The organism is Kitasatospora sp. NBC_01246, from assembly GCF_036226505.1.
In the GTDB taxonomy this organism is placed as follows: Bacteria; Actinomycetota; Actinomycetes; order Streptomycetales; family Streptomycetaceae; genus Kitasatospora.
The window spans coordinates 3,205,799-3,219,079 of sequence record NZ_CP108484.1 but is presented as its reverse complement, the minus strand read 5'-3'; the positions used below and the strand labels follow the sequence as shown (position 1 = coordinate 3,219,079).

The 13,281-nt window shown below is 67.3% G+C and carries 7 protein-coding genes and 3 rRNA genes; all 10 read left to right on the top strand.

From position 1 onward, the window contains the following. Positions 1–17: 17 nt before the first annotated feature. Positions 18–692 carry a nucleoside/nucleotide kinase family protein gene (locus OG618_RS14000; RefSeq protein ID WP_329487741.1) on the top strand — a complete coding sequence of 225 codons (675 nt, stop codon included), beginning with the start codon at positions 18–20 and terminating at the stop codon, positions 690–692. 544 nt (positions 693–1,236) lie between these two features. Continuing rightward, positions 1,237–2,760 (top strand): 16S ribosomal RNA (locus OG618_RS13995). A 278-nt stretch (positions 2,761–3,038) separates the two neighbouring features. After that, a 23S ribosomal RNA gene (locus OG618_RS13990) occupies positions 3,039–6,159 on the top strand. 85 nt (positions 6,160–6,244) lie between these two features. Continuing rightward, positions 6,245–6,361 (top strand): 5S ribosomal RNA (gene rrf / locus OG618_RS13985). Together the 16S, 23S and 5S rRNA genes form the textbook arrangement of a ribosomal RNA operon. A gap of 247 nt (positions 6,362–6,608) precedes the next feature. Further along, on the top strand, positions 6,609–8,018 hold the full coding sequence (locus OG618_RS13980) for a sensor histidine kinase (RefSeq protein WP_329487740.1): 1,410 nt from the start codon (positions 6,609–6,611) through the stop codon (positions 8,016–8,018). After that, positions 7,970–8,635, top strand: coding sequence for a response regulator transcription factor (locus OG618_RS13975; RefSeq protein WP_329487739.1), 666 nt, complete (start codon positions 7,970–7,972; stop codon positions 8,633–8,635). The genes OG618_RS13980 and OG618_RS13975 overlap by 49 nt, the downstream gene beginning before the upstream one ends. A 243-nt stretch (positions 8,636–8,878) precedes the next feature. Further along, on the top strand, positions 8,879–10,432 hold the full coding sequence (locus OG618_RS13970; RefSeq protein WP_329487738.1) for a DUF2637 domain-containing protein: 1,554 nt from the start codon (positions 8,879–8,881) through the stop codon (positions 10,430–10,432). A gap of 150 nt (positions 10,433–10,582) precedes the next feature. Beyond that, positions 10,583–11,872: a DUF6986 family protein gene (locus OG618_RS13965; protein WP_329487737.1), complete on the top strand. Its 1,290-nt coding sequence runs from the start codon at positions 10,583–10,585 to the stop codon at positions 11,870–11,872. A 189-nt stretch (positions 11,873–12,061) separates the two neighbouring features. Beyond that, positions 12,062–12,718: a YigZ family protein gene (locus OG618_RS13960; RefSeq protein WP_329487736.1), complete on the top strand. Its 657-nt coding sequence runs from the start codon at positions 12,062–12,064 to the stop codon at positions 12,716–12,718. Between the two features lie 161 nt (positions 12,719–12,879). Beyond that, entirely contained in the window at positions 12,880–13,194 is a 315-nt protein-coding gene (locus OG618_RS13955; protein WP_329487735.1) for a cupin domain-containing protein, read from the top strand. Positions 13,195–13,281 lie beyond the last annotated feature (87 nt).

Genomic DNA, 13,281 nt, shown 5'->3' with positions numbered 1-13,281 from the left:
ATCAGTAGGGTGCGGCCATGAACGAGGACACCCTCATCACCCTCGCGCTCGGCCTCCTCCGGGGGCCGGGCAGCAATGCCCGCGCCATCCTCGGACTTGCCGGCCCGCCCGGCGCCGGCAAGTCCACCCTGGCCCGGTACCTGGTCGCCGAGGTCGAGCGCCGGGAGGGACCCGGGAGCGCCGCCTACCTCCCGCTCGACGGCTTCCACCTCTCCGCCGCCCAGCTGGAGCGGCTCGGCCTGGCCCACCGCAAGGGCGCGCCGGCCACCTTCGACGCGCACGGCTACGTCGCACTGCTGCGCCGGGTCGCGGCGGACCGGTTCCAGCCCATCTACGTCCCCGACTTCGACCGTCGCCTCGACGAACCCGTCGCCGCCCGCCATGTCGTGCTGCCGCAGGCCCGCCTCGTCGTCACCGAGGGCAACTACCTCGCCGCCGCCGAACACCCCTGGCCGGACGCCCGCCGACTCATGCGCGAGCTCTGGTACGTCGACGCCGATGACAGCCTCCGCGAGGAGCGCCTGGTCGAGCGCCACCGGGCCGGTGGCCGCGACGAGGCCACGGCCCGGCAGTGGGTCACCGGCAACGACCACCCGAACGGCGAGTACGTGAAGGCCGGCCGCTCGCTCTGCACGCGGACGGTGCCCGGCACCGGGTTGCCTCAGACTCCGGACGGGCGTAGTGTTCTCTAGTCGCTCGGCTGGGAGCACCGGACACGTGTCTACGCGGACGGTCCCGGAGCGGCCAATCCCTTGAAACATCACTTCCCGGTTCGGGCTGGGTTGTGCTTTGTCATTTCGACGGCAGGCACGGCTCATGCCTTATTCGGTGTGCCTGTTTATATGGATTGCGGCCGGATTCGCCTTTCGGGGCGGGGATCGGCTAGAGTTTGAAACGTCGGACAGGGCGTCAAGCCCGGGAAGACACCAGCGAGTTGGATGAACGAAGCGCCGGAAACGGAGCGGAAAACATCTGGTAAGCTGGAAACACGAAAGAACGAAGCGCCCGGAGGGCCCGCTGGAAGGCGGTCCGAAGGAAGTGTCCGTTCCTTGAGAACTCAACAGCGTGCCAAAAGTCAACGCCAGATATGTTGACATCCCCGGCCTTGATCCTTGTGATCGGGGTTGGAGATTCCTTTATGAAGTAAACACTAGCGAGGACGCAGTGCGCGGGGCCGCCCTATTCCGGTGGTTGCCGTGCCGCTCGACGCGAGTGCGGCTCGATTACGAGCAGACATTCACGGAGAGTTTGATCCTGGCTCAGGACGAACGCTGGCGGCGTGCTTAACACATGCAAGTCGAACGGTGAAGCCCTTCGGGGTGGATCAGTGGCGAACGGGTGAGTAACACGTGGGCAATCTGCCCTGCACTCTGGGACAAGCCCTGGAAACGGGGTCTAATACCGGATATGACCTTCCTCCGCATGGGGGTGGGTGTAAAGCTCCGGCGGTGCAGGATGAGCCCGCGGCCTATCAGCTTGTTGGTGGGGTAATGGCCTACCAAGGCGACGACGGGTAGCCGGCCTGAGAGGGCGACCGGCCACACTGGGACTGAGACACGGCCCAGACTCCTACGGGAGGCAGCAGTGGGGAATATTGCACAATGGGCGAAAGCCTGATGCAGCGACGCCGCGTGAGGGATGACGGCCTTCGGGTTGTAAACCTCTTTCAGCAGGGAAGAAGCGCAAGTGACGGTACCTGCAGAAGAAGCACCGGCTAACTACGTGCCAGCAGCCGCGGTAATACGTAGGGTGCGAGCGTTGTCCGGAATTATTGGGCGTAAAGAGCTCGTAGGCGGCCTGTCGCGTCGGATGTGAAAGCCCGGGGCTTAACCCCGGGTCTGCATTCGATACGGGCAGGCTAGAGTGTGGTAGGGGAGATCGGAATTCCTGGTGTAGCGGTGAAATGCGCAGATATCAGGAGGAACACCGGTGGCGAAGGCGGATCTCTGGGCCATTACTGACGCTGAGGAGCGAAAGCGTGGGGAGCGAACAGGATTAGATACCCTGGTAGTCCACGCCGTAAACGTTGGGAACTAGGTGTTGGCGACATTCCACGTCGTCGGTGCCGCAGCTAACGCATTAAGTTCCCCGCCTGGGGAGTACGGCCGCAAGGCTAAAACTCAAAGGAATTGACGGGGGCCCGCACAAGCAGCGGAGCATGTGGCTTAATTCGACGCAACGCGAAGAACCTTACCAAGGCTTGACATATACCGGAAACGGCTAGAGATAGTCGCCCCCTTGTGGTCGGTATACAGGTGGTGCATGGTTGTCGTCAGCTCGTGTCGTGAGATGTTGGGTTAAGTCCCGCAACGAGCGCAACCCTTGTTCTGTGTTGCCAGCATGCCTTTCGGGGTGATGGGGACTCACAGGAGACTGCCGGGGTCAACTCGGAGGAAGGTGGGGACGACGTCAAATCATCATGCCCCTTATGTCTTGGGCTGCACACGTGCTACAATGGTCGGTACAAAGGGCTGCGATGCCGCGAGGCGGAGCGAATCCCAAAAAGCCGGCCTCAGTTCGGATTGGGGTCTGCAACTCGACCCCATGAAGTTGGAGTTGCTAGTAATCGCAGATCAGCATGCTGCGGTGAATACGTTCCCGGGCCTTGTACACACCGCCCGTCACGTCACGAAAGTCGGTAACACCCGAAGCCGGTGGCCTAACCCGTAAGGGGAGGAGCCGTCGAAGGTGGGACCAGCGATTGGGACGAAGTCGTAACAAGGTAGCCGTACCGGAAGGTGCGGCTGGATCACCTCCTTTCTAAGGAGCACATGGCCGCTTGCAGGCAAATGTTCTGCACGGTCGCTCATGGGTGGAACGTTGACTATTCGGCACACTGGGTTGGCATCCGTTAGTACTGCTTCGGCGTGGAAGACGGATTGTTGATCGGGTGTGTCGGGCACGTTGTTGGGTCCTGAGGGAACGGCCGTATGGTCGTTGCTTCAGAGATGCCGGTCTCATGCGAGGCGGTCTTCGGATCGTTGAGTGTGGGTGACTGGTCGTTGTTTGAGAACTGCACAGTGGACGCGAGCATCTGTGGCCAAGTTTTTAAGGGCGCACGGTGGATGCCTTGGCACCAGGAACCGATGAAGGACGTGGGAGGCCACGATAGTCCCCGGGGAGCCGTCAACCAGGCTTTGATCCGGGGGTTTCCGAATGGGGAAACCCGGCAGTCGTCATGGGCTGTCACCCATACCTGAACACATAGGGTATGTGGAGGGAACGCGGGGAAGTGAAACATCTCAGTACCCGCAGGAAGAGAAAACAACCGTGATTCCGGGAGTAGTGGCGAGCGAAACCGGATGAGGCTAAACCGCGATGGTGTGAGACCCGGCAGGGGTTGCCATCGCGGGGTCGTGGGATTCTTCTTGATCGGTCTGCCGGCCGGTCGACGAGTCAGAAACCGTATGGGTAGTCGAAGGACATGCGAAAGGTCCGGCGTAGAGGGTAAGACCCCCGTAGACGAAATCTGTACGGCTCGTTTGGAGAACACCCAAGTAGCACGGGGCCCGAGAAATCCCGTGTGAATCTGGCGGGACCACCCGCTAAGCCTAAATATTCCCTGGTGACCGATAGCGGATAGTACCGTGAGGGAATGGTGAAAAGTACCGCGGGAGCGGAGTGAAATAGTACCTGAAACCGTGTGCCTACAAGCCGTGGGAGCGTCGTTGTGGTCTTCGGACCATGGCCGTGACTGCGTGCCTTTTGAAGAATGAGCCTGCGAGTTTGCGGTGTGTAGCGAGGTTAACCCGTGTGGGGTAGCCGTAGCGAAAGCGAGTCCGAATAGGGCGTTTGAGTTGCATGCCCAAGACCCGAAGCGGAGTGATCTAGCCATGGGCAGGTTGAAGCGGAGGTAAGACTTCGTGGAGGACCGAACCCACCAGGGTTGAAAACCTGGGGGATGACCTGTGGTTAGGGGTGAAAGGCCAATCAAACTCCGTGATAGCTGGTTCTCCCCGAAATGCATTTAGGTGCAGCGTCACGTGTTTCTTGCCGGAGGTAGAGCACTGGATAGGCGATGGGCCTCACCGGGTTACTGACCTTAGCCAAACTCCGAATGCCGGTAAGTGAGAGCGTGGCAGTGAGACTGTGGGGGATAAGCTCCATGGTCGAGAGGGAAACAGCCCAGAACACCGACTAAGGTCCCTAAGCGTGTGCTAAGTGGGAAAGGATGTGGAGTCGCAGAGACAACCAGGAGGTTGGCTTAGAAGCAGCCACCCTTGAAAGAGTGCGTAATAGCTCACTGGTCAAGTGATTCCGCGCCGACAATGTAGCGGGGCTCAAGCACATCACCGAAGTCGTGTCATTGCAGCATATAGGGCCAACGCCTGCTGTGATGGGTAGGGGAGCGTCGTGTGCCGGGTGAAGCGGCGGTGGAAACCAGTCGTGGACGGTACACGAGTGAGAATGCAGGCATGAGTAGCGATACAAGAGTGAGAAACTCTTGCGCCGATTGACCAAGGGTTCCTGGGTCAAGCTGATCTGCCCAGGGTAAGTCGGGACCTAAGGCGAGGCCGACAGGCGTAGTCGATGGACAACGGGTTGATATTCCCGTACCCGCTTTGAAGCGCCAACGTCGAACCAGGTGATGCTAAAGCCGTGAAGCCGGCCCGGAGTCTTCGGACAAAGGGACGTGGTGGAGCCGCTGGCCCAAGTCTGTAGTAGGTGAGCGATGGGGTGACGCAGGAAGGTAGTCCAGCCCGGGCGGTGGTTGTCCCGGGGTAAGGGTGTAGGCCGAGTGATAGGCAAATCCGTCACTCATTAAGGCTGAGACCTGATGCCGAGCCGATTGTGGTGAAGTGGATGATCCTATGCTGTCGAGAAAAGCCTCTAGCGAGTTTCATGGCGGCCCGTACCCCAAACCGACTCAGGTGGTCAGGTAGAGAATACCGAGGCGTTCGGGTGAACTATGGTTAAGGAACTCGGCAAAATGCCCCCGTAACTTCGGGAGAAGGGGGGCCATTCCTGGTGATGAGTCTTGCACTCTGAGCTGGGGGTGGCCGCAGAGACCAGCGAGAAGCGACTGTTTACTAAAAACACAGGTCCGTGCGAAGCCGTAAGGCGATGTATACGGACTGACGCCTGCCCGGTGCTGGAACGTTAAGGGGACCGGTTAGCTTGGATTCGTTCAGGCGAAGCTGAGAACTTAAGCGCCAGTAAACGGCGGTGGTAACTATAACCATCCTAAGGTAGCGAAATTCCTTGTCGGGTAAGTTCCGACCTGCACGAATGGCGTAACGACTTCTCGACTGTCTCAACCATAGGCCCGGTGAAATTGCATTACGAGTAAAGATGCTCGTTTCGCGCAGCAGGACGGAAAGACCCCGGGACCTTTACTATAGCTTGATATTGGTGTTCGGTTCGGCTTGTGTAGGATAGGTGGGAGACTTTGAAGCAGCAACGCCAGTTGTTGTGGAGTCGTCGTTGAAATACCACTCTGGTCGTGCTGGATGTCTAACCTGGGTCCGTGATCCGGATCAGGGACAGTGTCTGGTGGGTAGTTTAACTGGGGCGGTTGCCTCCTAAAGAGTAACGGAGGCGCCCAAAGGTTCCCTCAGCCTGGTTGGCAATCAGGTGTTGAGTGTAAGTGCACAAGGGAGCTTGACTGTGAGACTGACGGGTCGAGCAGGGACGAAAGTCGGGACTAGTGATCCGGCGGTGGCTTGTGGAAGCGCCGTCGCTCAACGGATAAAAGGTACCCCGGGGATAACAGGCTGATCTTCCCCAAGAGTCCATATCGACGGGATGGTTTGGCACCTCGATGTCGGCTCGTCGCATCCTGGGGCTGGAGTAGGTCCCAAGGGTTGGGCTGTTCGCCCATTAAAGCGGTACGCGAGCTGGGTTTAGAACGTCGTGAGACAGTTCGGTCCCTATCCGCTGTGCGCGTAGGAGTGTTGAGAAGGGCTGTCCCTAGTACGAGAGGACCGGGACGGACGAACCTCTGGTGTGCCAGTTGTCCTGCCAAGGGCATGGCTGGTTGGCTACGTTCGGGAGGGATAACCGCTGAAAGCATCTAAGCGGGAAGCCTGCTTCGAGATGAGCACTCCCACCTCCTTGAGAGGGTAAGGCTCCCAGTAGACGACTGGGTTGATAGGCCGGATATGGAAGCCTCGTAAGGGGTGGAGTTGACCGGTACTAATAGGCCGAGGGCTTGTCCTCAGTTGCTCGCGTCCACTGTGTTGTTCTGAAACAACGACCCCCATGACATGGCCTGTCGTGGGTGCGGTTGATAGTTTCATAGTGTTTCGGTGGTCATAGCGTGAGGGAAACGCCCGGTTACATTCCGAACCCGGAAGCTAAGCCTCACAGCGCCGATGGTACTGCAGGGGGGACCCTGTGGGAGAGTAGGACGCCGCCGAACAATCATTCCAAAGAACCCCCCGGTCCGTAAGGATCGGGGGGTTCTTTGCGTTTCCAGGGGCATTCTCCGGCGGCATTCGCGGTGGGTGGCTGCGGTTCGCCGGGGGGATCTCCCGGCCGGGCGGGACGGAGTGCCGCTCCGGGGTGGTGCTAGGTCCACCCCGGAATCGGGGTGCGACAGCCAGTGCCCCGCCCCTTGCCACCCGGCGACACTGGGTGGACAACCGGTACCGGCCCCAGGAGCATCCGTGACAGCAGCGAACCGAACGAGCGGCGCGGGCGTACGCGCTCAGACGGAGGCGGCCTTCCTGGCGGGCGGCCGCGGTCTGGTGCGGCTGGCGCTGGTGGCGCTGGGGGCGGTACCCACCGTCGCCCTGCCGATCCTGGCGGCGTCCTTCGCCGGTGGTGCGGTGAACTCGATGCTGGACCCCTATGACCTGGGCACCGTGTTCACCCTGCTCGCGGCGGCCCTCGCGGGCGCGGTCACCGTCGGCCTGCTGGTGCGCCGGGTCGCGAACCGGACGCGCGGTCAACTCGCCCGCTGGTACGGGATCCGGCTGCCGGTCGAGTACGACCCCCGGCCGGCGTTGGAGCGGGACGAGCGCGGCCACTGGTGGACGGGGTACTCGTACCACCGCTCCCACGGCGTCGCGAAGCTCGCCCACCTGCTGCACTGGGCCGCCCGGGACCGGGCCACCCGGTCGGAGATCGCCTGGCTGGTGATCAGCCCGGCGGCCGCGGCCGTACTCGCCCTGCCGGTGGCCGGTCTGCTGGTGGGCGGGGCGGGCTACGCGGTGACCGCTCCGGTGGAATACCGGGAGTACGGGCCGATCGATCCGGCCGGCGCTTCCCCGCTGGTCTCGGTCGTCCTGGGGTTGCTGCTGATGGCGCTCGGCGTCGTCCTGGCGCCGTACGCGGTGCGGGGCTACGTGGAACTGGCCCGGCGGGTGCTGGACCAGGACGGCCGCGCCTCGCACGCCCAGCTGACCAAGCGGGTCGCCCAGCTGACGGAGACCCGGGCGGACGCGGCCGGCAACCAGGCGGCCGAACTGCGCCGGATCGAGCGCGACCTGCACGACGGCGCCCAGGCACGGCTGGTCGCGATCGGGATGACCCTCGGCACGATCGAACACCTGCTGGAGACCGACCCGGTGGCCGCCCGCGAACTCCTCTCCGAGGCCCGGCAGTCCTCGGCCCGGGCGCTCCAGGAGCTGCGCGACCTCGTGCGCGGCATCCACCCGCCCGTCCTCGCCGAGCGCGGACTGGGCGACGCGGTGCAGTTGCTGGCGCTGGACAGCGCCCTGCCGACCGAGGTGTGCGTGAGCCTCCCGGACCGGCTGCCGGCGCCGGTCGAGGCCGCCGTCTACTTCAGCATCTGCGAGCTGCTGGCCAACGCGGCCAAGCACTCGGGCGCGGAGCAGGTCTGGGTGGACATCCTCTACCGGGCCGGCAACCTGCGGGTCACGGTGACGGACGACGGCGTCGGTGTGGCGGATCCCAGCCGGGGCACCGGCCTGCGCGGGATCGAGCGGCGATTGGGTACCTTCGACGGTGTCCTGGCCATCGACAGCACGTCGGGCGGTCCGACCACCATCACCTTGGAGCTGCCGTGCGAGTTGTCCTCGCCGAGGACCTCTACCTCCTTCGCGAAGGCCTGATCCGGCTGCTGGAAGCGCACGGCTTCACCATCGCGGCGGCGGTCGAGACCGGCCCCGAACTGCTGGACGCGCTGCTGACGCACCGGCCGGACGTCGCCGTGGTCGACGTCCGGCTGCCGCCGACGCTGACCGACGAGGGCCTGCAGGCCGCGCTCCAGGCGCGCCGGGAGATCCCGGGCCTGCCGGTGCTGGTGGTCTCGCAGCACGTGCAGCAGCTATACGCGCGGGAGCTGCTGGCGGACGGCACCGGCGGTGTCGGCTACCTGCTGAAGGACCGGGTCTTCAACGCGGACCAGTTCATCGACGCGGTCCGCCGGGTGGCGGCCGGCGGTACCGCGATGGACCCGGACGTGATCGCCAAGCTGGTACAGCGCACCTCCCGCCGGCCGGGCGCGCTCCACCACCTCTCACCGCGCGAGCGGGAGGTGCTGGAGCTGATGGCGGAGGGCTGCTCCAACTCGGCGATCGCGGCCCGGCTGGTGGTGAGCGACGGCGCGGTGGCGAAGCACATCGCCAACATCTTCACCAAGCTCGGTCTGGCCCCCGCCGACGACGCCAACCGCCGGGTCCAGGCCGTCCTCGCCTATCTCAACGGGACGGCGGGGCGACCGGCCTGACGCCCCGCCCGGCCGGTCGGCACCCGATCGGCACGCAGCCGACACCCGGTCGACACGGGGCCCGCGCCCGGTGTCCGCCGGGGCCGGTTCCACCCCGGGCTGCGAGGAAGCTGAAACAGCTGTACGAGTAAACTCCGGTGGGCCGAGCCCGGCGGCTGCTCGGTCGTCCGGCGCCCCGACCACCGGGAACCGGCGCCGAGGCAGCGCACGGCCGCAGCCGACACCCAGGGGTTGATAGACGTTATGGCACGCCCTCCGCTCACCAAGGCTCACCGCAGCCTGCTCGGGCTGGTCGCCGCCGGGGCCTGCCTGATCTCGGGCATCGGCTTCGCGGGTTCGTACAACGCGGTGCGGGAGCTGGCGTCCGAGAAGGGCTTCGGCGCCTTCTCCTACGCCTTCCCGATCGGTGTCGACGCCGGCATCGTCGTGCTGCTCGCGCTGGACCTCGTCCTGACCTGGCTCCGCATACCCTTCCCGCTGCTGCGGCAGACCGCCTGGCTGCTGACCGTCGCCACCATCGCGTTCAACGCGGCCGCCTCCTGGGGCGACCCGCTCGGGATGGGCATGCACGCCGTCATCCCGGTGCTGTTCGTGGTCGTCGTCGAGGCCTCCCGGCACGCGGTCGGCCGGATCGCCGCCATCACGGCCGACCGGCACATGGAGTCCGTCCGACTGATGCGCTGGCTGCTCTCCCCGGTGCCGACCTTCCGGCTCTGGCGGCGGATGAAGCTCTGGGAGCTGCGCTCCTACGACGAGGTCGTCCGGCTGGAGCAGAACCGGCTGGTCTACCGGGCGCAGCTGCGCTTCCGGTACGGGCGCGGCTGGCGCCGCTCGGCGCCGATCCAGGCGCTGCTGCCGTTGAAGCTGGCCAAGTACGGGGTGCCACTGGACCCGGCGCTGCTGGACCGGCTGGACGAGGAGTCCCGAACGGCCACCGAGCTCCGGGAGAGCCGGACGCCGGCCGCCGCCATCCCGGTGGCCGCTGCCGCCGGCACCCAGCCGCAGGCGCAGCCGCTCGCGCAGGGACAGCCCGCGAACGCCCGGCCGGAGAACGCCCGGCCCGAGGGCCTTCAGGTGGAGCAGGTCCGGTCCGAGGCGGCGGTGCCCGCCGTGGCGCCGGTGCCCGCGGAGGTGGCCGCGCCGATGCTGGCCAAGCTGGCCGCGGTGCGGCTGCGGGCCTCGCAGGAGCCGGCCGCCGAGGAGGAGCAGGCACCGCCGCAGCCCCGGGAGGAGCTGAACGTCTGGACCGAGCGCCCGGTGCGGACCACCGGGCCGCAGGGCGACGGCTCCCCGGGCGGCCGGGTGCCGGGCCAGGCCTCGCCGTGGTTCAAGCCGCCGCGGGCGTCCGCCGCCCAGCCCGAGCCGCAGCCGGCGGCGCGCCCGGCCGCCCAGGCCGTCGCGCAGTCCGAGGTCCACACCGGTCCGGACGGCGCCGGCTACGCGGACCTCCCGGTGGAGCCCGGCTACGCGCAGGACGCCGCGTACGTCCGCGAGGCCGACTACCCGCAGGAGGAGGGCTTCGCCCCGGAGCCGGACGAGGCCGAGGGCTCCGGCCGCCCGTACGACTCCGCCTCCCGCCCGGCGCCGTCGCGGCTCGACCCCGAGCTCTGCTACACGGCGCTGGTCAGCTACATCGACACCTTCGAGAAGGAGCCCAGCCCGCAGCGTCTCGCGGACTGGCTGACCAAGGAGTACGGCGTGACCGGCACCCGGCCGGACGGCTCGGTGCACCACAAGGACGTCGCCGAGCTCTTCCCCGAGCTGCGCGACCGCTACGCCGCCGCCGGGAGGGACTGACCGGCCGACCCGCCCAGGAGCCGGAGCCGCCTGCCGCCTGCCCCCTGCCCGCCCGTCCGCCGCTCGGTCGGCCATTGACGCCCGACCCCGGCGGGGCTACCTTCGCCTCAACAAACTGTTGAAGCGCTGGTTCGGCACGGAGGAGTACGGATGTCGCAGGTCGAGGTGGACGGTACCGGTCCGGCGGGCGGAGCCTCGTTCTCCGGAGCGGCGCGTGCCGCGGTGGAGGCGCTGCTCGCCCCGGTCGACGCCGACCTGGCCCGCCGCTACCCGGGCGACTCCGGCAGCCGGCAGCCGGTCCACACCGTCTACGTCCCGGCCGACGCCTTCGGTGCCGACACCGTCCGCGACTGGGGCCGACAGGCGCTGGAGGCGTTCGACACGCACGCCGGTACCCCGGCGGCCCTGGCCGGCGCGCTCGGCGTGGCCGACGACGCGCTGCTCGCCGACGTGCACGCCCGGGTCCGCGCCAAGCTGGAGCGGGAGCCGGTCGAGGACCTGCGGATCGACTTCGAGGACGGCTACGGCCCCCGGCCCGACGCCGAGGAGGACGCGGCCGCCGTCCGGACCGCCGAGCTGATCGCGGCCGCCGTGGCGGACGGCAGCGCCCCGCCGTACATCGGCATCCGGATCAAGTGCATGGAGGCGGCCGTCCGTGACCGCGGCATCCGCACCCTGGAGCTGTTCCTGACCACCCTGCTGGCCTCCGGCGGCCTGCCCGAGGGGCTGGTGCTCACGCTGCCCAAGGTGACCTACGCCGAGCAGGTCACCGCGCTGGTCCGGCTGCTGGCGGACTTCGAGCGCTCGGCGGGGCTGCCGGCCGGCCGGATCGGCTTCGAGATCCAGATCGAGACCACCCAGGCGATCCTCGGCCCCGACGGCCGGGCCACCGTCGCCCGGATGATCGAGGCCGCCGAGGGGCGGGCCACCGGTCTGCACTACGGGACCTTCGACTACAGCGCCGCCTGCGGGGTCGGCGCCGCCTACCAGAGCATGGACCACCCGGCCGCCGACCACGCCAAGGCGGTGATGCAGGTGGCCGCCGCGGGTACCGGCGTCCGGCTCTCCGACGGGTCGACCAACGTCATCCCGACCGGGTCCACCGAGCAGGTGCACGCCGCCTGGAAGCTCCACCACGACCTGGTCCGCCGCTCGTTGGCCCGTGCCTACTACCAGGGCTGGGACATGCACCCGGCGCACCTGCCGACCCGTTACGTCGCGGTGTACTCCTTCTACCGCGAGGGCCTGGCGGTCGCCGCCGCCCGGCTGGCGGCGTACGTCGCCAAGACCGGCGGCGACGTGATGGACGAGCCGGCGACCGCCCGGGCGCTCAGCGGCTACCTGCTGCGCGGGCTGGACTGCGGGGCGGTCGACCTCGCCGAGGTCCTCTCGCTCACCGGTCTGGACCGCGCCCGGCTGGACGCGCTGGCCGGCCGCTGAGCCCTCCCGGCCCCGCCCCGACTCGCCGCCGCCCCGACCCGCCGCCGCCCCGAGTCGTCCTTGCCCCGACCCGGCGCCCTCCGGCTCGGACCGGTGACCGGACGGGCAGGGCCTAGGCTGGCGGTGGCGCCCCGGAACCACGTGGGGCCGCCGCCAGCCTTCGCCGTCTTCCGGGAGAACCGCCGCACCATGTCCGCCACGCCGGAGCCGACCCCGAGGCAGTACCTGACCATCCGGCACGCGGGCAGCCACGAGATCGAGATCAAGAAGTCCCGCTTCATCTGCCACCTCGCCCGGGTCACCGACGAGGACGAGGCGCAGGCGTTCATCGCGGGCATCCGCAAGCAGTACTGGGACGCGCGGCACAACTGCACCGCCTTCGTGGTCGGCGACGAGCAGCGGCGCGAGCGCTCCAGCGACGACGGGGAGCCCGGCGGTACGGCCGGGGTGCCGATGCTGGAGGTGCTGCGCCGGCGCGGGCTGACCGACACCGCGGCCGTGGTGACCAGGTACTTCGGCGGGATCAAGCTCGGGGCGGGCGGCCTGGTCCGGGCCTACGGGAGCGCGGTGTCGGAGGCGGTGGACGCGGTCGGGCTGCTGGAACGGCGGCCGGTGGCGCTGCTCGCGGTAGCGGCGGACCACACCCGGGCCGGGCGGGTCGAGAACGACCTGCGGGCGGCCGGCTACACGGTGAGCGACCTCGCGTACGAGGCGGCCGGGGTGCGGATCGAGGTCGGGGTGCCGGAGCCGGAGGTGGCCGAATTCCGCACCTGGCTGGCCGAGGCGACCGGCGGTACCGCGGTGGCGGTGGCGGCGGGTCGGACGTATGTCGAGGTGCCGGTCTGAGCGGGTTCCCCGCGGCGCGGGGGTGACGCTCGGGCCGGGGTTCGCGGAGCGACCGGGCCGGGGGCCGGACAGACTTTCGGCCAGATCGGGTCCGGCCGGGTTCCCGTCCTCCCGCACCCTGCCTAGCCTGGGCGGATCGCCGACCAGGAGGCCGAGCCGAGATGTCCCTCGTCCAGACCATCACCCTGCCCCCGGGCGCCAGTACCGGCTGGCACTACCACCCGGGCCGGGTCGACGTGGTGGTGCTGTCGGGGACGCTGACCCGGACCCTGCACGACGGCCGGGTCGAGGTCAGCCGGGCGGGCGAGTCGCTGGTCGAGGAGGCGGGGCCGGTCCACGTCCACGTCGGCCGCAACCACGGGACCGTCCCCGTGGTGCTGATCGCCGATTACGACGCCCCGGAGGGCTGCCCGCTGGCGGTGCCGGTCGCCGAACCGGAGTGGAGCCGCAGCGGCGCGGGCCGCGCGGAGGGCTGAGACCGGCCGCAGCAGAAGCCGGTCCGGTCCGGTGGTCGGCTTGAGCAGATTCACTCGAACGTATTGACGTGGCCCGGAGTTGGAACT

Excerpts from the sequence above, each read along its gene's own strand:
- OG618_RS14000 (WP_329487741.1), top strand. The coding sequence starts at position 18 with ATGAACGAGGACACCCTCATCACCCTCGCGCTCGGCCTCCTCCGGGGG.
- OG618_RS13970 (WP_329487738.1), top strand. The coding sequence starts at position 8,879 with ATGGCACGCCCTCCGCTCACCAAGGCTCACCGCAGCCTGCTCGGGCTG.
- OG618_RS13965 (WP_329487737.1), top strand. The coding sequence starts at position 10,583 with ATGTCGCAGGTCGAGGTGGACGGTACCGGTCCGGCGGGCGGAGCCTCG.
- OG618_RS13960 (WP_329487736.1), top strand. The coding sequence starts at position 12,062 with ATGTCCGCCACGCCGGAGCCGACCCCGAGGCAGTACCTGACCATCCGG.
- OG618_RS13955 (WP_329487735.1), top strand. The coding sequence starts at position 12,880 with ATGTCCCTCGTCCAGACCATCACCCTGCCCCCGGGCGCCAGTACCGGC.